At 75.3% G+C, this 22,038-nt stretch carries 20 protein-coding genes; 12 read left to right on the top strand and 8 right to left on the bottom strand.

All coding sequences use genetic code 11. The annotated features are described in order from the left end of the window. Positions 1-16: 16 nt before the first annotated feature. A complete protein-coding gene (locus ACSNOB_RS00425) occupies positions 17-1,129 on the bottom strand; it encodes an LLM class flavin-dependent oxidoreductase (RefSeq protein WP_436684447.1) in 1,113 nt (370 codons plus the stop codon). Further along, on the bottom strand, positions 1,119-1,511 hold the full coding sequence (locus tag ACSNOB_RS00420; protein WP_393112610.1) for an SCO5389 family protein: 393 nt from the start codon (positions 1,509-1,511) through the stop codon (positions 1,119-1,121). Before ACSNOB_RS00420 ends, ACSNOB_RS00425 begins: the two co-directional genes overlap by 11 nt. Before the next feature lie 210 nt (positions 1,512-1,721). Here ACSNOB_RS00420 and ACSNOB_RS00415 point away from each other — a divergent pair, with 210 nt between their 5' ends. The 7 genes from ACSNOB_RS00415 to ACSNOB_RS00385 all read left to right on the top strand — a co-directional run bounded on the left by ACSNOB_RS00415 (position 1,722) and on the right by ACSNOB_RS00385 (position 9,528). Further along, positions 1,722-2,705, top strand: coding sequence for an ABC transporter substrate-binding protein (locus ACSNOB_RS00415; RefSeq protein WP_436684446.1), 984 nt, complete (start codon positions 1,722-1,724; stop codon positions 2,703-2,705). Then, positions 2,702-3,676, top strand: coding sequence for a FecCD family ABC transporter permease (locus ACSNOB_RS00410; protein WP_436684445.1), 975 nt, complete (start codon positions 2,702-2,704; stop codon positions 3,674-3,676). The genes ACSNOB_RS00415 and ACSNOB_RS00410 overlap by 4 nt, the downstream gene beginning before the upstream one ends. Further along, the gene (locus ACSNOB_RS00405) at positions 3,673-4,647 is read left to right on the top strand and encodes a FecCD family ABC transporter permease (RefSeq protein WP_436684444.1); all 975 of its coding nucleotides are present in this window, start codon (positions 3,673-3,675) and stop codon (positions 4,645-4,647) included. Before ACSNOB_RS00410 ends, ACSNOB_RS00405 begins: the two co-directional genes overlap by 4 nt. Beyond that, on the top strand, positions 4,644-5,441 hold the full coding sequence (locus ACSNOB_RS00400) for an ABC transporter ATP-binding protein (RefSeq protein WP_436684443.1): 798 nt from the start codon (positions 4,644-4,646) through the stop codon (positions 5,439-5,441). Before ACSNOB_RS00405 ends, ACSNOB_RS00400 begins: the two co-directional genes overlap by 4 nt. Beyond that, positions 5,438-7,159: an ABC transporter ATP-binding protein/permease gene (locus ACSNOB_RS00395; RefSeq protein WP_436684442.1), complete on the top strand. Its 1,722-nt coding sequence runs from the start codon at positions 5,438-5,440 to the stop codon at positions 7,157-7,159. The genes ACSNOB_RS00400 and ACSNOB_RS00395 overlap by 4 nt, the downstream gene beginning before the upstream one ends. Beyond that, positions 7,159-9,000, top strand: coding sequence for a thiol reductant ABC exporter subunit CydC (cydC, locus tag ACSNOB_RS00390; RefSeq protein WP_436684440.1), 1,842 nt, complete (start codon positions 7,159-7,161; stop codon positions 8,998-9,000). The genes ACSNOB_RS00395 and cydC overlap by 1 nt, the downstream gene beginning before the upstream one ends. Positions 9,001-9,072: 72 nt before the next feature. After that, the gene (locus tag ACSNOB_RS00385) at positions 9,073-9,528 is read left to right on the top strand and encodes a hypothetical protein (RefSeq protein WP_436684439.1); all 456 of its coding nucleotides are present in this window, start codon (positions 9,073-9,075) and stop codon (positions 9,526-9,528) included. A 96-nt stretch (positions 9,529-9,624) separates the two neighbouring features. Here ACSNOB_RS00385 and ACSNOB_RS00380 read toward each other — a convergent pair whose 3' ends face one another. Next, the gene (locus tag ACSNOB_RS00380) at positions 9,625-10,179 is read right to left on the bottom strand and encodes a hypothetical protein (RefSeq protein ID WP_436684438.1); all 555 of its coding nucleotides are present in this window, start codon (positions 10,177-10,179) and stop codon (positions 9,625-9,627) included. Between the two features lie 485 nt (positions 10,180-10,664). Here ACSNOB_RS00380 and ACSNOB_RS00375 point away from each other — a divergent pair, with 485 nt between their 5' ends. Both ACSNOB_RS00375 and ACSNOB_RS00370 read left to right on the top strand, forming a co-directional pair. Next, positions 10,665-11,195 (top strand): hypothetical protein, encoded by a 531-nt coding sequence (locus tag ACSNOB_RS00375; RefSeq protein WP_436684437.1) that lies wholly within the window; start codon positions 10,665-10,667, stop codon positions 11,193-11,195. A 189-nt stretch (positions 11,196-11,384) separates the two neighbouring features. Continuing rightward, positions 11,385-14,135, top strand: coding sequence for an AAA family ATPase (locus tag ACSNOB_RS00370; RefSeq protein ID WP_436684436.1), 2,751 nt, complete (start codon positions 11,385-11,387; stop codon positions 14,133-14,135). Between the two features lie 26 nt (positions 14,136-14,161). On the opposite strand, the gene ACSNOB_RS00365 is transcribed toward ACSNOB_RS00370, so the two are convergent. From ACSNOB_RS00365 to ACSNOB_RS00355, 3 genes are all read right to left on the bottom strand, one after another. Continuing rightward, a complete protein-coding gene (locus tag ACSNOB_RS00365; RefSeq protein WP_436684434.1) occupies positions 14,162-15,640 on the bottom strand; it encodes a hypothetical protein in 1,479 nt (492 codons plus the stop codon). Between the two features lie 276 nt (positions 15,641-15,916). Continuing rightward, positions 15,917-16,597, bottom strand: a complete 681-nt coding sequence (locus tag ACSNOB_RS00360; protein ID WP_436684433.1) for an ABC transporter ATP-binding protein — start codon at positions 16,595-16,597, stop codon at positions 15,917-15,919. Beyond that, entirely contained in the window at positions 16,594-17,664 is a 1,071-nt protein-coding gene (locus ACSNOB_RS00355; RefSeq protein WP_436684432.1) for an ABC transporter permease, read from the bottom strand. The genes ACSNOB_RS00360 and ACSNOB_RS00355 overlap by 4 nt, the downstream gene beginning before the upstream one ends. Before the next feature lie 180 nt (positions 17,665-17,844). Between ACSNOB_RS00355 and ACSNOB_RS00350 the strand changes: the two genes are divergently transcribed. Continuing rightward, positions 17,845-19,044, top strand: coding sequence for a sensor histidine kinase (locus ACSNOB_RS00350; RefSeq protein WP_436684430.1), 1,200 nt, complete (start codon positions 17,845-17,847; stop codon positions 19,042-19,044). Further along, the gene (locus ACSNOB_RS00345; RefSeq protein ID WP_436684429.1) at positions 19,041-19,673 is read left to right on the top strand and encodes a response regulator transcription factor; all 633 of its coding nucleotides are present in this window, start codon (positions 19,041-19,043) and stop codon (positions 19,671-19,673) included. Before ACSNOB_RS00350 ends, ACSNOB_RS00345 begins: the two co-directional genes overlap by 4 nt. Positions 19,674-19,820: 147 nt before the next feature. Here the strand turns inward: ACSNOB_RS00345 and ACSNOB_RS00340 are convergent, their stop codons facing one another. Both ACSNOB_RS00340 and ACSNOB_RS00335 read right to left on the bottom strand, forming a co-directional pair. Then, positions 19,821-20,114 carry a DUF1330 domain-containing protein gene (locus ACSNOB_RS00340; RefSeq protein WP_393112582.1) on the bottom strand — a complete coding sequence of 98 codons (294 nt, stop codon included), beginning with the start codon at positions 20,112-20,114 and terminating at the stop codon, positions 19,821-19,823. Positions 20,115-20,225: 111 nt separating this feature from the next. Beyond that, entirely contained in the window at positions 20,226-21,014 is a 789-nt protein-coding gene (locus tag ACSNOB_RS00335; RefSeq protein WP_436684428.1) for an SIR2 family NAD-dependent protein deacylase, read from the bottom strand. Positions 21,015-21,278: 264 nt separating this feature from the next. Here ACSNOB_RS00335 and ACSNOB_RS00330 point away from each other — a divergent pair, with 264 nt between their 5' ends. Beyond that, positions 21,279-22,001, top strand: a complete 723-nt coding sequence (locus ACSNOB_RS00330; RefSeq protein ID WP_436684426.1) for a VOC family protein — start codon at positions 21,279-21,281, stop codon at positions 21,999-22,001. The last annotated feature ends 37 nt before the right edge of the window (positions 22,002-22,038 follow it).

Raw genomic sequence — 22,038 nt, 5'->3', positions numbered from 1 at the left:
ACCGGCATCGCGCACGTCACGCCCCCTCGGCGGGCCGCGCCGCCGCCGCTGCCGCCGCCACGGTGGGCGGCGCTCCCGTCGCAGCCGCCCGCGCGGGCAGGCCGAGGACATCGGCGGCCACGCGGGCGATCGCCTCCAGGGTGCGGTCACGCCCACCCGCCCCCTCCACCATGAGCAGCAGGTGCCGCACGCCGGGCAGGGCGGCGGCCAGGGCGAGCGCCTCGCGGCACCGGCGAGGGGAGCCGACCGGGTGGATGTCGATCAGGTGGTCCACGTACGCGCCCAGGTCCCGCCGCCCGGCGGGGGCGCCGTCCAGCCGGACGTACTCCCGCGTCCCGGCCAGCAGGGCGGGCAGGCCGGCGCGGATGACGCGCGCCGCCGGCTCGTCGGCCTCCTCGACGTGGGCCAGGTGGGCGCTGGCATGGGCGACGGCGCCGGGGTCGTGGCCGTGGGTGGCGGCCACCCGTGCGTAGCGGTCGAGCAGGTTCCGCTTCTCGGTCAGGTCGGCGTGCAGGCCGAGCAGGAGCGGCAGGCCGTGTCGGGCGGCCAGCTCCACGGTGGTCGGCGAGGTCGCGGCGACCCAGACGGGCATCCGCCGGCGGGGCCGGGGCACCACCGGCACCGGCCGGAACGGGAAGCGGCGGTTACCGGCCACCGTCGGCTCCCCCGACAGCCACCGTGTCAGGATCTCCAGCGCATCGCCGAAACCGTTGTCGAACCGGTCCTGGCCGGTGCCGAAGACCTCGAGGTCCACCCAGGGGCCTCCCCTGCCGACGCCCAACCCGAACCGGCCGCCGGACAACTCGTCGAGCAGCACCGCCTCCTCGGCGAGGGCGACCGGGTGGCGGTTCGACAGGATGCAGGCGGCGGTGCCGACGTCGATGGCGCGGGTGGCGCCGAGCAGGTGCGCGGCGAAGGTGACCGCCGAGGGGCACACGCCGTAGGAGATGAAGTGGTGCTCGGCGATCCAGACGCCGTCGTATCCGGCGGCCTCCGCCGCGCGGCCGTAGTGGTGGGCGTCGGCCAGGGCTTCGGCGTGGGTGCCGCCGGGGCGGTGCCCGGCGAGCAGGAACAGGTGCGTGCGTACGCCCCGCCCCGCCCGCCGGGCCCCGGTCGGGTCAGCAGTCACGCAGCTCTGGGGACTGGTTGAGCAGCTGGCCCCGGATGGAGACGAAGCGGCGGTAGGTGTCCGAGTCGACGGCGGACGGCCGGAACGCCGCCACGCGGTGGCAGTTCTGGAAGGCGAGCCTGACTCCGAAGTGACGTTCCAGGCTGGACCGGATGGCGTCGCTGGCCAGGGCGCGCAGCAACTGGCCCCGCTCCGCCTCGCTCGGCGGCGGAACGACGTTGTCGGCGAACTCGGCGTCGGAAGACTCCAGCTCCGCCGCCACCCGGCTGACGGTCTGCCAGGCGTAGGGCAGCGAGTCGCGTACACAGGCCACGAACGCCTCGTCGTCCACGGGCCCCGACTCGGCGGCCCGCAGCAGGCTCGGCGGCACGGTGAGAGACATGCTCCTCCTCAGACACGTTAACGATCATGGTTGTCATTAGCGTTGCGCAGTGAGCACACCACGTCACCGTCCGCGACGTCAACCACCCGACGACGAACGCGACGACGCGCACCGCCACGGCGGTTCGCGGCCGCGACCCCCGAGCGCAGCCGCTCATGACAACCGTTATCGTTACCGCGTTGCCCCGCCCCCCGACGAAAGCGCTTGGTTGTGACACGACTACGTCTGACTCTGGCCGTCCTGCTCGCCGCTGGTGTCGCCCTGGCCGGCTGTGGTGGTTCCGCCGCGCCGGCACGGCCCGCCGCCGCCCCCGTGCCGTCCGCACCGCCGGTCCAGGCGGTGACCCACACGTTGAGCCTGACCGACGTACGAGGGCAGGCGGTCAGCCTGAAGTCGAAGCCGGAGCGGATCGTCTGCCTGACCGGGTTGTGCGACGACGCACTGGTGGAGCTGGGCCTGACGCCGGCGGCGACCACCACGCCGAAGCTCCTCTCCCGTCCCGACTACCTCGGCGCGGCGGGCAGGTCGGTACCCACCCTCCCGGGCACGTTCGGCAACGAGGACGTGGCGGCGATCGCCGCCGCGAAGCCGGACCTCGTCATGGGTCTCGCCGGGGTGCACGACCAGCTCCGCCCGGCGATCGAGAAGTTCGCGCCACTGTGGCTGGTCCAGGTGAAGACGTACGAGGACTCGGTGCGCTACCTGCGCGACGTGGCGACGCTCACCGACCGCGGTGCCCAGCAGGTGGTGGCCGAACGGACGTTCCGCGACCGGCTCGCCGCCGCCCGGGCCGCAGCGACCGAGCACGGGCTGGCCAAGCGGACCGCGCTGGCGATGTTCGGCGGCACGTCGATCGGCGTCAACACCTCCGACGACCTCCTCGGGCACCTGCTGTCGCAGGTGTTCGACTACCCGTGGCCGAACAAGGGCGGCGGCTTCGACACCGCGCAGGCGTACAGCGTGGAGGAGATTCTCGCGCGCGACCCGGACATCGTGTTCATCCAGTCGTTCACCTTCGGACCGGACGCCAGGACCGTGTCGGCCCAGTACGCCGCCAACCCGGTGTGGAAGCGGATCACGGCGGTGCGGGAGGGCCGCGCCTACGAGGTGCCGGCGGAGCTGTGGGCCTCGGGCCGGGGCACCCGCGCGCTGGGGCTGATCCTCGACGAGGCGGTCGCCAGGGCGACCGCATGACGACGCTCGGCGCCGCGGTGACCCGGCCGGTGCCGCGCTGGTCGGCGGCGCTGACGCTGGTGGCCGCCCTGGCCGGCGCGGTCGGGCTGACCCTGGGCGTGGGCCTGCCCGCGGAGGCGGACGTCGCCCGAGTGGTGCTGTGGGAGCTGCGGATGCCACGGCTGCTGCTCGCGCTGCTGGGCGGCGCGGCGGTCGGGGCGGCGGGACTGCTGATGCAGGCCGCGCTGCGCAACCCGCTGGCCGTGCCGGAGCTGCTGGGGGTGTCCACCGGTGGTGCCCTGGCTGCCGCGGTGACGGTGGTCTGGGCGTTGCCGGTCCCGGCGGCGCTCCAGCCGGTGGTGGCGCTCGTCGGAGCGGTGTGCGGGGGTGCGGTCTGTCTGGCGGCTGCCGGCACGGGTCGCGGTCCCGGGGCGGTGCTGCTGACCGGCGCGGCGGTCTCCACCGCGTTGCAGGCGGTGCTGCTGTCCGTGCTGGCCGCCGCCGACCGGCTGCAGTACGACACGCTGTTCCGGTACCTCGTCGGCAGTCTCACGGGCACCACCTGGGACCACGCCAGGCTGACCCTGCCCTGGCTGCTGGCCTGCGTGCCGCTGGCCGTGCTGGCGTTGCCCGCGCTCGGGGTGCTGCGCCTCGGTGACGAGGCGGCGGCGGCCGTCGGGCTGCACGTGGGCCGGGCCCGGGTCGCCGTGCTGGGGCTCGCCGCCGTCCTGGTCGCCGTGGTCGTGGGACCGTGCGGGCCGATCGCCTGGATCGGTTTCGTCGCCCCCCACGCGGCCCGACGGCTGCGCCCGGCCGCGGACGCGCGCCACCTGCTGCCGTGGGCGGCGGCGCTCGGCGGGCTGTTCACCACGGTCGCCGACCTCGCCGCCCGGCACGTCTTCGCTCCGGCGGAGACTCCGCTCGGCGCGTGGACGGCGGCCGTCGGCATCGTCGCCGGGTTGGTCATGCTGGCACGACGGAGCACGTCGTGAGGTGGTGGTGGGCGGTCGGGGCGCTGCTCGTGGCGGCGGCCGCGGACCTGGTCGTGGGCCGTGGTGTGGACTGGCCGCAGCTCGACCCGTTGGAGCAGCGCATCCTCGTCGAGCTGCGGCTGCCCCGCCTGGCCACCGCGCTGCTCGCCGGCGCCGGGCTGGGTGCGGCGGGGCTGCTGTTGCAGGCCGTGCTGCGCAACCCGCTGGCCGCGCCGGAGCTGACGGGGGTGAATCCGGGCGCGGTGCTCGGCGTGCTCACCGGCATCCAGCTCGGGCTGGTGCCCGCGGATTCGGCCCCCGGCGCGCTCGTCGCGGCGCTGGCCGGCGGCGCCCTCGGTGGCGTGCTGATGTGGCTGCTGGCGCGGCACGGCCCGCCGACGGAGGTGGCGGCGTACGGGTTGCTCGGGTCGGCGGCGCTGGCCGGGGTCACCGCGCTGCTGCTGGCGTACCAGCCGGGTCGGTTCGGCAACGCGATGCGGTGGCTGGTCGGCTCGACCGACGGCCGGGTCTGGGCGCACGTGCGGGCCGCGTGGCCGTGGCTGGTCGCCGCGCTGGTGCTGGCCTGGCTCTGCTCGGCCGCGCTGGGCGTGCTGGCCGCGGGCGACGGGCACGCCGCCGCGCTCGGTGTGCCGCCCCGCCCGGCCCGCGCCCTCGGCCTCGCGCTGGCGGTGGCGTTGGCTGCCGGGGCGGTCGCGCTGGCCGGCGCGCTGGCCTTCGTCGGGCTGGTCGTGCCCCACGTGGCCCGGGCGATGTGCGGGGCGGACCTGCGCCGGGCGTTGCCGGCCGGCGCGCTGCTCGGGGCGACCGCGGTCGCGGGCGCGGACGCGCTCGCGCAGGTGTTGACGGTGACGGTGCAGTCCGGGTCGGCCGCACAGCGGCTGGGCGTACCGGCGGGCGCGGTGACCGCGCTGCTCGGGGCGGTGGCCCTGGTGGTGGTGGCACGCAGGTCGTCTCATGTGGAGGTGTCATGACGCAACCGGTGTTCGTGGCGGAAGACGTCCGGTACCGGTACCGGGTCCGACCGGTACTCGACGGGGTGTCCCTGGTCATCGATCCCGGCGAGTGCGTGGCGCTCGTGGGCCGCAACGGCTGCGGCAAGTCGACCCTGCTGCGGTTGCTCGCCGGCATCGACCCGCCGGAGAGCGGGCGGGTGCTGCTGCACGGCCGCCCGGCGCACGCGATGCGCCGGCGGGACGTGGCGCGACAGGTGGCGGTGCTGCACCAGCAGCTACCGCCGATGCCGGGGCTGACCGTGCGGCAGTTGGTCGCGCAGGGCCGCTACCCGCACCGGGGGCCGCTGGGGATGCTGTGGCGCCCGGACGACGCCGAATCCGCCGCCGCGCTGGACGCGGCGGACGTGGCCGGGCTGGCCGCGCGGGAGGTGGACACGCTCAGCGGCGGGGAACGCCAACGGGTCCGCCTCGCGCTCGCGCTGGCGCAGCAGACCCCGGTGCTGCTGCTCGACGAACCGACCACCTTCCTGGACGTACGGCACCAGTTGGAGGTGCTGTCGCTGGTCCGCCGGCTGCACGCCGAGCGGGGTTTGACCGTGGTGACGGTGCTGCACGAGCTGGACCACGCCGCCCGGTTCACCGACCGGGTCGTGGCGCTCGCCGACGGCCGGGTCGCCGCCGACGGGCCGCCCGCCGAGGTGGTCACCCCGGGCCTGCTCGCCGAGGTGTTCGGCGTACGCGGCCGGGTGGTCGCCGACGCGCACACCGGCGCGGTGCGGGCGCTGGCGGACGACCCGCTGGAGGGGGCGTGATCGTCCATCGGGAGCTGGTCCGGCTCGGCGGCGCCGTCGCCGGACCGGTCGCCGCGTGCGCCGCGCTCGGGGTGGCGGTCTCGGCCGCGTACGTCGGTCAGGCGCTGCTGCTCGCCGCGGCGCTGGCGGCGGTGGCACGCCGCGACCTCGACGCCACTTTCCCGCTGCTGGCCGGAGTGCTCGCGGTGATCGTGGCCCGGGCTGTGCTGCTGTGGTGGCGGGAGGTGGCGACCGCGACGGCCGGCGCCCGGATCCGGGCCCGGCTGCGCGACCGGTTGGTGGCGCGGCTGGCCGAGCTGGGTCCGGCCTGGCTGACCGGGGCGCGCACGGGGCGCACCCAGGCCACGCTGGTCGACGGCGTGGAGGGGCTCGACGCCTACTACAGCCGCTACGTCCCGCAGGTGCTGGTCACGGTGACCGTCCCGACCGCGCTGGTGGCGTGGCTGGCCACCGTCGAGCCGGTCGCCGCCACGCTGCTCGGCGCCGCCGTGCTGCTGGTGCTGACCGTCCCACGGGTGTGGGACGCGACCCTGTTGCGGCGGGGCCGGGGACGGTGGGCCGCCTTCACCGCGCTCGCCGCCGACTTCCTCGACACCCTCCAGGGAGCGGCGACCCTGCGGGCCTTCGGCGCGGTCGGCCGGATGCGCGACCGCATCGAGGCGCGCAACCGCGACCTGCACGCCACCACCATGACGCAGCTGCGGTTGTCGCTGGTCGAGAGCGGAATCACCGCCCTGCTCGTCCAGGCCGGGCTCGCCGCGGCGACCGTCGCCGCGGCGGTGGCCGCGGGCGGCGGCCGTGCCGACGCGACAACGGCGTTCCTGGTGCTGCTGGTCTCGGTGGAGTGCTTCCGGCCGGTGCGCGACCTGGGCGCGCACTGGCACGCCGGGTACCTCGGCGTCACCGCCGTCGACGGCCTCACCGACCTGCTCACCGCGCCGGCCCCGGTTACGCACACCGGCCGCGTCGACCCCCGCTTCACCACGGGTCCGGCGGTCACCTTCGAGGCGGTCGGCTACCGCTACCCGGGCCGGGAGTCGCCGGCGGTGCGGGAGGTGACGCTGCGGCTGGCCCCCGGCGAGACCGTCGCGGTCGTCGGCCGGTCCGGCGCGGGCAAGTCGACCCTGGCCAACCTGCTGCTGCGGCACCTCGACCCGGACGCCGGCCGGATCACCGTCGGCGGCGTCGACCTGCGCGACCTCACGCGGGACGCCCTGCACCGGACGGTCACCGTGGTCGCGCAGGAGACGTACCTCTTCCACGGCACGGTGGCCGAGAACCTGCGCCTGGCGCGCCCGGACGCCACCGACGCCGACCTGGAGGCCGCCGCCCGCGCCGCCGGCGCGCACGACTTCGTCGCGGCCCTGCCACACGGGTACGCGACGCCGGTGGGCGAGCGCGGCGCCACCCTCTCCGGCGGGCAGCGGCAGCGGCTGGCCATCGCCCGCGCGCTGCTCGCCGACGCTCCGGTGCTCGTCCTCGACGAGGCCACCTCCCATCTGGACCGGCGGCAGGAGGCGGCGGTCGTGACCGCGCTCGCCGACGCCGCGCGCGGGCGCACCTGCCTGGTCATCGCCCACCGTCTGGCCAGCGTCCGGCACGCCGACCGGATCGCGCTGATGCAGGACGGCCGGATCATCGCCGCCGGCAGCCACGACGAGCTGCTGCGTACGACCCGCGCGTACGCAGACCTCGTCACCGCCCAGGAGGTGGCCTGATGGTCACGACGGACCTCGCACCCGACGTGCGCCCGGCCGACCCGCCCACCGGCCGTGGCGCGGAGCCCGCGCCCGGCGGCCGGCAGCCCGGCGCGCTGCGGCGGCTGCTGCCCGCGATCGCGGGGCACTCCGGCGCCTTCTGGGCGACCCTGGCCGCGAACCTCGTCGGGCAGCTCGCCGTGGCCGGCGCCGCGGTGCTCGGCGCGTGGCTGCTCGGACGGGCGGTGACCGGCGATGCCACACCGGTCGAGACGGTCGCGGCGGTGCTCGGCGGGCTGGTGGCGGTGATCGCCGCGGCCACCTGGTGGGAGATGCTCGTCTCGCACGACCTGGCCTACCGCGTCCTGGCCGACCTGCGGCTGCGGGTCTACGACGCGATCACCCGGCTCGCGCCGGGCGGACTGGCCGGCAGGCGCTCGGGTGACCTCACCACCGTCGCGCTGTCCGACGTGGAGACCCTGGAATGGCTGTTCGCGCACACGATCGCGCAGCTGCTGACCGCCACCGTCGTCCTGACCGCCGGCACGCTGCTCGCCGCGTCGATCGACCCGTGGTTGCCGTCCGTGGTGCTGCCGCTGGCCGGGCTGGTCACGGTGGTGCCGTGGCTGCTGCGCCGCCACGCCGACCGGCACGGCACGCGCGTCCGGGCGGCGACCGCCGACCTGACGGCCGACGTCGTCGACACCGTGCAGGGCCTGCGGGAGCTGACCGTCTTCGGGGCGATGGAGCGGCGGCGCGCCCACCTGGCCGCCCGGACCCGGCAGCTCGGCCGGGCCCAGCGGGCCAACGCCGCCCGGGCGGGCCTGGAGACAGCGCTCATCGACGTGCTGCTGGCCGTGGCCGGGGTCGGCGCGCTGCTGGCCGTGGCCGACGGTGTGGGTGCGGGCCGCCTGGACCCCGCGCTCGCACCGGTCGCGGTGGTCCTCGCCGGGACCGTGCTCGGCCCGGCCGCCCAGGTCGCGCTGCTGCTCAAGCAGGCCGGCACCCTGCGCGCCGCGGCCGGCCGGATCGACGCGCTGCTGCGCGCCCCGGCGGCCGTCACCGCTCCGGCCGCCCCGCTGCCGGCACCCGCCGGCGGTGAGGTGGCCTTCGACGACGTGCGCTTCGGCTACCTGCCCGGCCGGGCGGTGCTGCGGGGCGTCTCGTTCACGATCCGTCCCGGCGAGACCGTCGCCCTGGTCGGCGCCTCCGGCGTCGGGAAGTCCACCTGCGTCCACCTGCTGCTGCGCTACGCCGACCCCACCGCCGGGCGGATCACCGTCGGCGGCGTCGACCTGCGCGGCCTCACCGACAGCGACCTGCGGCGCACCGTCACCGTCGTACCCCAGGACGTCCACCTCTTCCCCGGGTCGATCGCCGACAACATCCGGCTGGGCCGACCCGACGCCACCGACGCCGACGTACGGCGGGTCGCCGACGCCGCACAGGTCAGCGCGTTCGCCGACGAGCTGCCGCAAGGGCTGGACACTCCCGTCGGGGAGCGGGGCGGGGCCCTGTCGGGCGGCCAGCGGGCCCGGGTCGCCGTCGCCCGAGCCCTGCTCACCGGGGCGCCGGTCCTCGTCCTCGACGAGGCGGTGGCGAACCTCGACGCTCGCACCGAACGTGACCTCGCCCAGGCCCTCGACGCCGCCCGCGCCGGGCGGGCGACCATGGTGATCGCCCACCGGCTCTCCACCATCATGCGCGCCGACCGCGTCGTGATGCTCGACGCCGGCCGCGTCGTCGCCGACGGCACCTTCGACAGCCTGCGCGACCGGGAACCCCTGGCCGGCCTGCTGGCCGACCAGCTCTCGGCTCACCGACAGGCACACCCTCGACAACCTGGGAAGGGAGAACGGTGAGAACTCGACGTTCCGCACGGTCGCGGGTCACGGCGCTACGGTGAGTCCGTCGCGAACAGGAGGAGGTACGGAATGACGGAGCGACATCCCGCGCTCGCCCGGCTCGACGCGCTCGCCGGCCGGTGGACGGTGCAGCCGAGGGTCGACGGTCTCGGTGCCGGGTGGAGTGACTTCTCCTGGGTCGAGGACGGCAGGTTTCTCCGGCAGTTCTCCGACGCCGAGCCACTGCCGCCCGACGCACCCCGGGCCTGGCGGGAGAACAACCCGTTGCCCACGACGTCGCTGATCGGGCTCGACGACGCCGGCGAGGAGTTCACCATGCTGTACGCCGACGCGCGCGGCGTGCATCGGGTCTACCGGATGACCTTCGTCGACGGCGTCTGGCGGGCGTGGCGGGACGCCCCCGGCTTCCACCAGCGCTTCGTCGGGGTGCTGAACCGGGCTGGCGACACCATCGACGGGCGGTGGGAGATGTCCGAGAACGGCGTCGACTGGCGAGTCGACTTCGAGATCACCTACCGGCGCTGACCCCGGAGGCCGCGAGGGCGAGGCGCGCACCGGCCGCGGGTCGCCGGCCACGCTCCGGCGACGACGCCGTGCGCTCGGGGGTCACGGCGGGGTCCTTCAGGCCCTGGCGCCGGGTGACCCGGTCGGCGGGAGCGGCAGCTCGGCGGCGGCCACCGTCTCGACCCGCACGGCGGAATGCGCCGGCGGCAGCTTGCGGGCTCGCGGCGAGCGGCTGTGCAACCGGCCCCGGCCGGCCGGGTCCGGCCGGCCGCTCACCTCGCAGGTCACCATCCGGATCGGCGGAGGCGGCGACGGCAACCGGCCGGAACCCCAGCGCACCCAGAGCGCGATCCGTCCCGCGTCGGCTTCGGCGAGCAACTTCTCCCAGGTCCGGCGGCGCGTACCGTGATCGACCTCGACGACGACCGGCGGGCCGTCCCGGCGCGCGCAGGCCACGTCGAGCACCGACTGCCGCGCGGACATCGGCGGCGGCAACGGCAGCACGCTCGACGCCCGCCGGTAGACCCGCCAGCCCTGCTCTCCCGCCCAGTCGACCACCGCGTCGATCAGCCGGGCAGTGACCTGGTCCGTGGTCAGATCGGTGAAAGCGACCGCGTCGAGCCGGTCGGCCAGCGACGCCGCCAACCGCTCCCCGTCCTCGCCAGCTACCACCGTCGCAGGGTAACCGCGCGACCGGCCGCCCTCGCCGGCAGGGCGAAACGAGGTCGAGCCGCCAGGAACGGAGCACGTCCTCCGGGGCCGGGTCGCCAAGGGCCGCCGAGGCGACCGGCACTCGACTCGGCTGAGGCGCAAGGACGCCCACCCGCCCGAGCGGCGTCAGCGGGGCAGGACGGAGTGCCCGGCGACCGGTCGGACACCGCCGCGAGAATCGTCACGGTCGAGCTGGTGGCGACGTAGGGAATCACCCGATTACCCGGGCGGCGCCGGACCCTAGCGTCGACCGCATGGTCGTCATCCGATCGTCCCCGCCCGCACTCGCCGGCCCCCGCCCGCCATCCCCCCGGGACCGCGCCGGGGGGGATCGGCCGGCCGGGGCTGCTGCCGCTGATCATGAGCAGCTTCGGCATCGACCCGGGCGAGTACGGGCAGCGGCTGCGTCTGCTCCTCGGGGCGGTCCCCGCATGAAGGGAGACCTGATGCGTATTCGCCGCCTGCCCACGCTCGGGCTGGCCGTCCTCGCTCTCGCGCTGCCCACGGGGTGCGTCCGGTCCGCGGACGAGGCTCCTGCCACACCGGCACCACCGCACGCCGAGGCCCCCGCGGTGCCGGCCGCCGAGGAGACCATGGCCCCACCGCCGGTCACGCTCCCCGACGCCTGCGGCCTGGTGTCCAAGGCCGAGGCGCAGAAGCTGGCCGGCACGCCGCTGAACGACGCGGTGCGGGTCCGGGACACGTGCAGCTACACCGCCCCGGCCAGCGGGCCGACCGCGCAGGTCGAGGTGTACGTCGGCGACGGCGCCGAGAAGTACCTCGATATCGAACGTGAGCTCGGGCACGAGATCCGGCCGCTGTCCGGCCTCGGGGACGAGGCGCACCTCAGCGCGGAGGCGTTCTTCATCCGGAAGGCAGCGGTGTGGGTGGCGGTGCGGCTGGTGCGACTCAACGACCCGGAGGAGAACCAGGCGCCGCTGGAGTCCCTCGCGCGTGCCGTCGCCGGCCGGTTGTGAGACCGTTCCGGCGGCTGCCGGCGCCGGAACGGACACCCGGGATCCCACGGACCGCCGCCATCACCCGGCCACGGTGACCTGCCGGGCCCGCACGCCGAGGAGATCGTCGCGAGTGCGGCGGTGTGCGGACACGCGCCCGTCGGCAACCGGCTGCTCCGCGAAGTGGCGCGACTGTGCCATCATCCCGCCATGGACGGCTCCCTGGTCGGCCGTGACGCGACCGTCGAGCAGGTGTGGCAGGCGCTGGTCAGCCGGGCACCGGTGCTCCTGGAGGGTCCGAGCGGGATCGGCAAGACCGCCCTGTGGCGGGCTGTCGTCGCCCGCGCCGAGCGGGCCGGCTGGCTGCTGCTGCCCTGCGCCCCGACCGAGGCCGAGACGGCCGTGCCGTACGCGGCGCTGGCCGACGTGCTGCGACCGTTGGCCGACCGGGTGCCAGCCCTACCCCTGCCGCAGCGGGTCGCCGCCGACGTGGTGCTGCTGGTCGCCGAGCACGACGACGTCGTCGACGAGCGGGCCGTCGGCGCCGCCACCCGCTCGCTGGTCGAGGCCGCCGTGGCCGGGGGCGTACCGGTGCTGCTCGCCGTGGACGACGCGCCGTGGCTCGACCCACCCAGCGAACGCGCCCTGCGCTTCGCGCTGCGCCGGCTCACTCGCCGCCCGGCCGTCCTCGTCACCCGACGCACCGAGGACACCGGACCGCCCGACGTCCCGCTCGGCCTCGACGACGGCCACGCCGGCGGGCGCCCGGTCGTCCGCATCGGCCTGCCGCCCCTCGACCCGGTGGCCCTGCACCGCATCGTGCGGGCACGGCTCGGCGGCACGCTGAGTCGCCCGCTGGTCGCCCGCATCACCCGCGACGCCGGTGGTAACCCGCTGTTCGCCATCGAGTTGGCCCGCGCGGTGCTGCGGCTGCCCCGGCCACCGGGGCCGGACACGGACCTGCCCACACCGCCGCCGGCGCGGCGCCTGCTCGCGGACACCCTGCTGACGCTGCCCCGCCCCAGCCGCGACGCCGTACGCCTGGCCGCCCTGCTGACCGTGCCCACCCTGGACGACCTGCGCGCTACCGGCGTCCCGGCGGACGCCCTCGATGCCGCCGAGGAGGCGGGCGTGCTGACGGTCACGTCCCGCCGGATCAGCTTCGCCCATCCCCTGCACGCCGCCGCCGTTCGCGAGAGCATCCCCCCGGGTGTCCGGCTGCGGCTGCACCGCGTGCTGGCCGACGCGGTCGCCGACCCGGACGAACGCGCCCGCCAGCTCGCCCGCTGCACCACGACGCCGGACGCGACCGTCGCCGACGAGCTGGCTGCCGCGGCGGCTCGGCAGCGGGCCCGGGGCGCCCCGGCGGTCGCCGCCGAGTGGTACGACCGGGCCGCGGACCTCACCCCGCCGACGGCCGCCGCGGACCGGGACCGCCGCCGCCTCGACGCGGTGCAGTGCCGCATCGACAGCGGCGACTACGCGGCCGCCGGCGCAGCGGCGGAAGCCGCCGCCGAACAACTGACCGGCGCGGCCCACACGGAGGCGCTGCTGCTGCGCGCCACGGTCGCCTGGTGCGTCGACGACCTCCCCACCGCGGTCGCCGTCGGGCAACGCGCACTGGCCGCCGCCGACGGCCACCTGGCCGGCCGCGTCCACGCGCACCTGACCCTGTTCCAGGACACGCCGGAGCCCGCCCGCCGGCACGCCGAGGCCGCCATCGCCTACCTGAGCGACACCGACGAGCACCGCCCGCTACTCACCGCCGCGTTGCTGCTCCTGTTCTTCCACGAGGTACGCGCCGGCCGCCCGGCGCGCACCGGCCTGCTCGACCGGGCGCTGGCGCTGGAGGCAGGGGAACCCTCGTTCCTCGCCGGCTCGATTCCGGCGATCTGGTGGAAGGCGACGGACGACCACCACCGGGCTCGCGAACGGCTGCACCGGATGCTCGACCTGGCGGTGGCCCGGGGCGACGAGCCGTGGCAGCACGAGATCCTCACCCACCTGGGCGAGGCGGAGCTGCAGGCCGGCCGGTTCGCCGCCGCCGCGGAGCACATCGCCGCCGCACACGGCCTGGGCGAGCAGCTCGGCACCGGCCTGGTGGGCGAGACCTGGCTGGCCGGCATGCTGGACGCCGGCCGGGGACGGCTCGTCGAGGCCGGCGCGGTGGCCGAGGCCGGGCTGCGCCGGGCCGGCGAACTCGCCGACACCTGGAGCCGCCGCCTGCACCTGCAGCTCGCCGGATTCGTCGCGCTTTCCGCCGGCCGGATGGACGAGGCGGCGGCGGCGTACCGGAGACTCGTCGCGGAACTCGACGGGTCGGGCATCGCCGAGCCGCTGGCGCAACGCTTCGAGCCCGACTGGATCGAGGCGTGCGTCGGGGCCGGCGACCTGGATGCCGCCCGGGCCGGTCTCGCCCGGCTCACCGAGCGGCACGCGCGCCTCGCCCGGCCCTGGACCACCCTCGGGCTCGCCCGGAGCCGGGTGCTCCTGGCGAGTGCTGCCGGAGACGACCCGTCGGCGGCCCTGGCGGCGCTTGCCGACGCGCGGGCGGGGGTGCCGGCGGACGTGCTGCCGTTGGACCGAGCCCGCTGCCTGCTGGTCGCCGGTCGGGCGTACCGCCGGTCCCGCCGTCGGCGGGAGGCCCGCCGCGCCCTCGACGCGGCAGTCGCCGAGTTCACCGACCTGGGTGCGGTGGCCTTCGCCGAGCAGGCGCACGCCGAGCTGGATCGGATCGGCCGGCGCACGCCCACCCCGACCGAGTTGACCGCCACCGAGGAGCGGGTGGCCCGGCTCGCCGCCCAGGGCCGGACCAACCGGGACATCGCCAGCACCCTGTTCATCAGCCCGAAGACCGTCGAGGCCAACCTCGCCCGGATCTACCGGAAACTCGGTATCTCCAGCCGCGCCGAACTGGGGGCGACGATGGGCCGGCCGACACCTCCCGAGTCGCTCCACTGACGCCGCGCGGCCCGTGATGCGCGTCGTCAGCCGGTACACAACGGCACGTCCGGCCTGGTCTGCGAGCTCTTGTCGATCGTGAAGAGGACCTCGGTCTCCAGGTCGAGCTTGAGCTTCTGCCGCCCGGGGATCCGTTTGGTGATCAGCTCGACCAGCTCGCTGTCCAGGTTGAGGCCGACCCCGGTTCCGACCTTGACGACCCGGTCGACGCGCTGGCAGCGGGCCAGCGGAGCGCCGAGCGCCGAGCCGTTGGTCACGCCAATGCTGGCGCGCAACTTCAGGTACGGCCCGGCGGCGACGCCGGGTATCCCGAAACCGACCACGAACCTGAACTCCGACCCGATGACGAGGCCGCTCGGGCCGGTGCTGATGCCGCCGATCGAGTCGATCATCGGGGCTACCGTGGAGAACGTCGTCGCCGAGGGCCTGCTCGCGCTGATCCCGACCGGACCGCCCAACGCCCACTCCCCCTCAGCGGTGAGAGTCGAGTTCCTGCCGGTCAGCGCGGTCTCGAGGAAGAACTTCAGCTTGAGGACCACCACCATGGGAACGCCGCCGACGACGATCTGCTTGGGGGCCATGTCCACTGGCACCTCCAGGCGCACCTTCGCGTTGTCGTCCACACCATTGGCGACGCCGGCCTGCACCCTGACCCGCAACGACTCGATGCCCCGGATGCTCGCACCCGCATAGGAAGCCCTGCCGCCGCTGAGGGCGAGATCCGTAGCCAGCCTCAGTTCCTTGAACTTCAGGGCGATGTCCCCGCCGAACTTGAGGTTCTCGCCTCCGGCGTGGAACGCCGACAGGGTCACTCCCCTCGCGTCGAGCGCGGTGCCGAGCTGCCATTTGCCGACCGTCACTCGCAACTTGCTCTTGGCCGGGGGTGGCAGCTCCCCGCCCCGCGCTGGCTGGAGTCGCCGCCCTTGCTGGCCGATCGCCGCGACTCGGGCATCCGTCCCGTCGCCGGCACTGGCGAACGCCGTCGTCGACGCGGGGGCGGTCGCGCCGCTCACCGGACGCACATCGCGGTCCGATTCGCCCAATGTCCTGACGGTGCCGGGCAGGTCCGGGATCTCCTGCACGGTGACACCCCCGGCGTCGACGTCGCCCGCGTCGATCGGGACGTCAAGCTTGATCGAACCATCGCGGATAACCTCTTGCAGTTGCACCGGTACGAGCGTCAGGCTGACATGGCCGCCGCTGTTCTCCTTCACCGCGACCCGCCCGACCGCGCGCGACGTCAGGAACATGACCTCACCGACGTCCAGGTCGTCCATTCCCCGCGCGCTCCGGTCGATGGTCCACACCAGGCCGTCACCGCTGACCGACCGGACGACGGCGGCACCGCCCTCCACCACGACCACATCCGGCTGGTACGTGAACCCGGAGGGGTTCTTCGCCGGAGCATGGCCGAAGCGGGCCACCAACTCCGGTGAGGGCCCCTCGCTCCGCTCGAACCCCGGCGCCTTGTCCAGCCCGGACGAACAACCGAAGAGCACCAGCACGCAGCACGCCCCGACGAAGGCGCACAACCGCGGGCCCAAGCGCGCCGACCGCCACTGCGCTGCGAACGCCGTACCGATTCGAGCATGACGAGTGGGCCTTGGCATCATCGGTCCCCTCCGCGGATGCGACTCCTGGTGCGGCACTGCCGAGCGCGGGCAACGGTGCCTCAGCCGGGCAGACGCCGCACCGGACCACCGTAGGCCGCCTGCCGCGTCGTGGAATCGGGGAAATCCCTACGTGGTCGACCAGCCGCGCCGCCACGGGACGTTCAGCGATCAAATCCCCGTCGGTACGCGCAGGCGGCCGTCGACCATCTCGGCGACGGCGTCGACGCGGTCGAGGTGTCCCCGCTCGTGGGTGACCAGCACGGTCGCGGTGCCGCGCTGCCGGGTGAGCCCGGTGAGCAGGTCGACGATCGCCGCGCCGCGCTCGTGGTCCAACGCGCTGGTGGGCTCGTCGACGAGCAGCACCACCGGGTCGTTCATCAGGGCGCGGGCGATGTTGACCCGCTGGCGCTGCCCGCCGGAGAGCTGGTGCGGGCGGCGGTCGGCCTGCGCGGTCAGCCCCACCGCGGCGAGCAGCTCCGCCGCCCGGTGGCGGCCGTCCCGGCGCGAGCCGCCGCCGAGGTGGGCGATCACCTCCAGCTGTTCGGCGGCGGTCAGCGAGGCGAGGAGGTGGGGTTGCTGGAAGACGATCCCGACCATCGCGCGCCGCAGCGCGGTGGCCTGCCGGCGGCTGAGGCCGGTGGTGTCGGTGCCGGCGAGGACGACCCTGCCCGAATCGGGGGTGACCAGGGTGGCGGCCACCGCCAGCAGGCTCGACTTGCCGGATCCGGACGGACCGACCACGGCGGTCGTGGTGCCGGCCGGCACACGCAGGCTGACCCGGTCGAGAGCGGTCAGCCGGGCATCCCCGTCCGGGTAGGTGAGGGTGACGTCGGACAGGTCGAGGCTCATCGGGCGCTCCCCAGAGCGGTCAGCGGGTCGACGGAGGTGATGCGGCGTACGGACAGGGCGGCGCCGGCCGCGCCGAGCGCGACCATCACGGCGGCCGGCAGCAGGGCGGACCCGGCGGTGAGCGCGAACGGGACCGTGCCGGACACCGCGGCGCCGATCGCGACCGCCAGCCCGGTGCCGGCGGCCACACCGGCGAGCAGCAGCGCCAACGCCTGCCCCAGGGCGTCGCGCAGCAGGTGGCCGGTGGTGGCGCCGAGCGCCTTCAGCACGGCGACGTCGGGGCCGCGCTGGATGGTCCAGACGGTGAAGAACGCGCCGACGACCAGGGCGGAGATCGCGAACAACATGCCGCGCATGAGCTGGAGGGAGCCGTTCTCGGCGGTGTGCGAGCCGATCGCGGACAGCGCCGCCGTGCGGGTGACGGTGCGGGTGCCCAGCTGCCGGTCCGCGGCGGCCAGGTCGGCGTCGCGGGCGGCGGTCAGCGCGATGACCGTGGCGGAGTCGTCGGGCGCGCCGGGGGCGAGACGCTGCCAGTCGGCCAGGTCGATCCAAATGACCGGGGTGTGGCTGTGGGAGGCGTCGCCGGCCACCGCGGCCACGGTCAGTCGCCGCCCGCCGACGACCACGTCCTGGCCCTGGCCGGCGTCCAGGGCGTCGGCCGCTCCGCGCGACAGCACGGCTCGCCCGGCGGCCACGGGGCCGGGCGCCAGCGGAGAGTCGGGCGCGACGCCGAACGCGGAGAGCGCGGCGGTGCGGTCGCCGGCGCTGACCCTCGTCGTGGTGATGCCGAGCGGGGCGGCACCCGTCACCCCCGGCACGGTGCGCCAGCGCCGCCACTGCTGCGCCGTCACGGTCGACTCGGTGAAGGAGAGCTTCTGCCCGCCGGCCGGGGCGGAGAACGCCAGGTGGTCGGCGGGCAGGCCGGTGATCGCCGAGGTGCTGTCCCGGCCCAGGCCGGCGGTCAGGCCGGAGAGCAGGACGACCAGCAGCGTCATCAGCGTGACGACCGTGCCCATCAGGGCGAACCGGCCCTTGGCGAACCGCAGATCTCTCCACGCGACGAACACGAGCGCATCAGCCTCTCCGGGAGCGGGAGGGCCGCGGCGGCGGCCCGGTCACCAACCCTCGTCCGGTCCGCGCCGGCCGGCATCGGGCGGCGGAGCGGGTTCGCCGCGTCGATGTAGGCGGGTCAGGATCAATCCTTTGGTTGATGGCGGCGGCCGTGCGCGTCCTACCCTGGAGACATCGTGAACCCGGAATCGCTCGCCCGGCCGCTGCGGGTGCTGCGCGTCTGCCTGCACCTGCTGTTCGGGGGTCTGCTCGTGGTGGTCGCCGCACGCGCCCTGGCGGGGCAGGCGCCGCACCGCACCGCCGTGCTCGGCGCGGCGCTGGCGTTGGCCGCCGGCTACGCCGTCGGCGCCGCGCTGCCGCCGGTGCGCCGGTCCCGCCGCGCGGCGGCGGCGTGGCTGGCGGGACTGACCGCCGGGTGGCTGGTGCTGCTCGGTCTGACCCCGGACGCGGTGTGGCTGGCGTTCCCCCTGTTCCTGCTGCACCTGCACCTGCTGCCGGTGCGCTGGGGGATCCTCGCGGTGGTCGTGACGACCGCGGCGGCGGTCGGCGGCGTGACTGGTCACCAGGGGGTCGTCACGCCGGGCGCCCTGCTCGGCCCGGTCCTCGGCGCCGCCGTCTCCGTCGGGACCGTGCTGGGCTACCAGGCGTTGTACCGGGAGAGCGAGCAGCGCCAGCGGTTGATCGAGCAGCTGACCGCCACCCGCGGCGAGCTGGCCGCCGCCGAGCACGCCGCCGGCGTCCTGGCCGAACGCGAGCGTCTGGCCCGCGAGATCCACGACACCCTCGCCCAGGGGCTGTCCAGCATCCAACTGCTGCTGCGTGCCGCCCAGCGGGCCCTGCCGGGTCGGGCCGACGTCGCCGCCGACCACGTCGAGCAGGCCCGCCGGACCGCGCAGGACAACCTGGCGGAGGCCCGGCGGTTCGTCCACGCGCTGGCCCCACCCGGCCTCGACGGCGGGTCGCTGCCCGCGGCGCTGCGCCGGCTGTGCGCCACGACCGCCGCCCGGTCCGGGTTGGCCGTGCGCTTCCGGCTCGACGGTACGGCGGTGCGCCTGCCGACCCCGCACGAGGTGGCGCTGCTGCGCATCGCGCAGTCCGCGCTGGCCAACACGGTGCGCCACGCGGGGGCGACGCGCGCCGAGGTGACGCTGCGGTACGGCGAGCACGGCGTGGCCCTGGAGGTGGTCGACGACGGCGGCGGCTTCGACCCCGGCGACGTCGTCGGTCGCGGCGGCGGGTTCGGGCTGGCGGCGATGCGGGCCCGGGCCGGGGAGCTCGGCGGGACGCTGACCGTGGCGTCGTCGCCCGGCGGGGGCACCACGCTGGCCGTCCGCTTCGCCCACCTGTCGACCGAAGGGACCCCGGCGGGCACATGAGCCGTCTGATCCGGCTACTGCTGGCCGACGACCATCCGGTCGTCCGTGCCGGCCTGCGCGCCGTCCTCGCGACCGAGCCCGACTTCGAGGTGGTGGCCGAGGCCACCACCGCCGAACAGGCCGTCGCGCTCGCCGACCCGGACCGGGTGGACGTGGTGCTGATGGATCTCCAGTTCGGCGCCGGCATGCACGGCGCCGACGCCACCGCCGCCATCACCGCCCGTCCCGGCGGCCCGGTCGTGCTGGTGCTGACCACCTACGACACGGACGCCGACATCCTCGCCGCCGTCGAGGCCGGTGCGACCGGGTACCTGCTCAAGGACGCCCCGCCCGAGGAACTCGCCGCCGCCGTGCGCGCCGCCGCAGCCGGCGGGTCGGCTCTCGCGCCGGCGGTCGCCCACCGGCTGATGGACCGGATGCGCACGCCGGGCACGGCGCTGAGCCGCCGCGAGACAGAGGTCCTCCAGCTCGTCGCCGACGGGCTGTCCAACCAGCAGATCAGCGGGCGGCTGCACCTGAGCCTGGCCACCGTCAAGACGCACCTGGTCCACGTCTACGGCAAGCTCGGCGTCGACTCCCGCACCGCCGCCGTCGCCGCCGCCCGGGCCCGTGGCCTGATCCGCCGCTGACGGGCCGGGCCCGTCCGCTCGTCCACGCGGCCGGTCAGGGCCGGACGACACCGGCGTACGCGACCACGTCCTGCGGCGGGGCCCCGCGCTGCCGGCATCGACGTCCAGGGCGGGCCCGGCAGGCGGCTCGACGCCGTCGGCGCGCGTTCAGGAGACCGCCTCGATGATGCGCAGGTCGCGCTCGGCTCCGTCACCGAGCACTCGCAGCGCCTGCTGGTAGGCGGGGCTGTGGTAGGCGGCGACCGCGGCGTCGACGCTGTCGAACTCGATCAGCGTCGTGCGCTCCACGATCCCGGACTCGAACGCGCGGGCCGGAAGCCCGCGCGCCAGGAACCTGCCGCCCGCGGCGCGCATCGCCGGCCCGGCCAGCTCGATGTAGGCGGCCAGCTTCCTCTCGTCCTTGATCGACTGGAACGTGTTGATCCAGTACGCCTTCGTCATCGTCTCTCTGCCTCTCACTCGGGAGCGTTCGTGCGGCTCCTGCTGGGAATTGGACGGCCGGACACCGGCGCTCGTGACTACGGGGGGTGAGCCGGGCCGAGCCCACCGCGGTCAGTCGTCGGTCTCCCCCCACGCCGCCGCGACCAGGGCCGGGAGGACCTGCGCCGCCGTGCCACGCAGGTTGACGGCGCAGACCTGATCGAGCGGGGTCGGCTGCGGGTTGACCTGGATGACGGTGGCGCCCGAGCGTGCCGCGATGCCGGGGATCTCGGCGGCCGGGTACACGACGCCGGAGGTGCCGACCGCCAGCAGCACGTCGCAGGCGGCGGCCGCGTCGACCGCCGCGGTCAACGCCTCCTCGGGCAGCGCCTCACCGAACCACACCACTCCCGGGCGGACTGGCGCCGCGCAGGAGGCGCACCGCGGCGGCGGCATCCGGCGTCCCTCGTGCGGCTGGGCGAGCTCGTCGTCCGTGGTCTCCTCGACGGCGGCCGGGTGGGCGGCCGCCGCGGTGCAGCGGGGTGCGAACAGGCTGCCGTGCAGGTGGATCACGGGCCGGGCTCCGGCCCGTTCGTGCAGGTCGTCGACGTTCTGGGTGATGACGGCGCTGCCGGGGACCCGGGTCTGGATGGTGGCGATCGCCAGATGTCCGGGGTTGGGCTCGGCTCGGGACACCCGCGCGCGCCGCCACTCGTACCAGCCCCAGACCAGGTCCGGATCGGCGTGGAACGCCTCCGCCGTGGCGAGCTGCTGAGGGTCGAAGCGCGCCCACAGGCCGGTGAGACCGTCACGAAAGGTCGGCACGCCGCTCTCCGCGGAGATGCCGGCGCCGGTGAAGACGACGACACGGCGGGCGCTGCCGAGGAGTTCGGCGGCGCGGCGGAGCAGAACACCTTCCATGTGTGGAGATCATGCCAGCACGCCACGGACCCCGGCCCGCAACCGCCTCGCGGCAGATCCGGATCCCCGTGCCCGGCCCGGCCCGGACCGTCATGAGCTGTCGCCGGCTCCGCGCCGCGCGTCGGCGGCATGCCGTCGGGTGGTCCGGCTGCCGTCGAATACTCGGCTGCGGGTGGCCCGGCTCACCCGTAGGCTCCCGCTCGACGGGCCGGTGGGGCTCCTGTCGACAGCGGTCGGTCAGCGGGGTCGGAGATGAGCAGAGGTATGACCAGTCAGTTGTTCGCAATCAGCTTCGACGCGAACCAGCCACTGCCTCTCGCCCGGTTCTGGTCCGGGTTCCTGGGGTGGGACCTGGCCGACGACCCACACGACGGTGTCACGCTCCTGCCCAACGATGACACCGGGTTCCGCATCCGCTTTCTGCCGACCCGGAACCCGAAGGTCGGCCAGAACCGGATGCACTTCGACCTGACGAGCACGTCCCCGGAGGACCAGCGGCAGACGGTGGCCCGGGCGCTGAGGCTCGGCGCGCGGCACATCGACATCGGCCAGCGCCCGGAGGAGGGTCACGTGGTGCTTGCCGACCCCGAGGGCAACGAGTTCTGCGTCATCGAGCCGGGCAACACGTTCCTCGCCGACTGCGGCTTCATCGGAGCGCTCGCCTGCGACGGTTCGCAGGAGGTCGGGTACTTCTGGAGCGAGGCGCTGGGGTGGCCGCTGGTCTGGGACCAGGACCAGGAGACCGCGATCCGTTCGCCGTCCGGCGGCCCCAAGATCACGTGGGGTGGCCCGCCGCTGATGCCGAAGACCGGCAAGCAGCGGCTGCACTTCGACCTCGCCCCGCCTGCCCACGGTGATCAGCAGGCAGAGGTCGACCGGCTGATCTCCCTCGGGGCGACCCGGATCGACATCGGCCAGGGCGAGGTCGGCTGGGTGGTGCTGGCCGACCCCGATGGCAACGAGTTCTGCGTGCTGACGCCCCGGTAGCGGTGAATGCACCGTCGGCGGCACGGGGTACCGCGAC

The sequence above is a fragment of the Micromonospora sp. URMC 106 genome (assembly GCF_051386395.1).
Lineage (GTDB): Bacteria > Actinomycetota > Actinomycetes > Mycobacteriales > Micromonosporaceae > Micromonospora.
Note: the sequence above shows the minus strand (reverse complement) of the source record. Positions and strands in the feature narration are given on the sequence as shown.

Excerpts from the sequence above, each read along its gene's own strand:
- ACSNOB_RS00410 (WP_436684445.1), top strand. The coding sequence starts at position 2,702 with ATGACGACGCTCGGCGCCGCGGTGACCCGGCCGGTGCCGCGCTGGTCG.
- cydC (WP_436684440.1), top strand. The coding sequence starts at position 7,159 with ATGGTCACGACGGACCTCGCACCCGACGTGCGCCCGGCCGACCCGCCC.
- ACSNOB_RS00385 (WP_436684439.1), top strand. The coding sequence starts at position 9,073 with ATGACGGAGCGACATCCCGCGCTCGCCCGGCTCGACGCGCTCGCCGGC.
- ACSNOB_RS00330 (WP_436684426.1), top strand. The coding sequence starts at position 21,279 with ATGACCAGTCAGTTGTTCGCAATCAGCTTCGACGCGAACCAGCCACTG.
- ACSNOB_RS00370 (WP_436684436.1), top strand. The coding sequence starts at position 11,385 with ATGGACGGCTCCCTGGTCGGCCGTGACGCGACCGTCGAGCAGGTGTGG.
- ACSNOB_RS00340 (WP_393112582.1), bottom strand. The coding sequence starts at position 20,114 with ATGACGAAGGCGTACTGGATCAACACGTTCCAGTCGATCAAGGACGAG.
- ACSNOB_RS00400 (WP_436684443.1), top strand. The coding sequence starts at position 4,644 with ATGACGCAACCGGTGTTCGTGGCGGAAGACGTCCGGTACCGGTACCGG.
- ACSNOB_RS00335 (WP_436684428.1), bottom strand. The coding sequence starts at position 21,014 with ATGGAAGGTGTTCTGCTCCGCCGCGCCGCCGAACTCCTCGGCAGCGCC.
- ACSNOB_RS00420 (WP_393112610.1), bottom strand. The coding sequence starts at position 1,511 with ATGTCTCTCACCGTGCCGCCGAGCCTGCTGCGGGCCGCCGAGTCGGGG.
- ACSNOB_RS00345 (WP_436684429.1), top strand. The coding sequence starts at position 19,041 with ATGAGCCGTCTGATCCGGCTACTGCTGGCCGACGACCATCCGGTCGTC.
- ACSNOB_RS00360 (WP_436684433.1), bottom strand. The coding sequence starts at position 16,597 with ATGAGCCTCGACCTGTCCGACGTCACCCTCACCTACCCGGACGGGGAT.
- ACSNOB_RS00375 (WP_436684437.1), top strand. The coding sequence starts at position 10,665 with ATGCGTATTCGCCGCCTGCCCACGCTCGGGCTGGCCGTCCTCGCTCTC.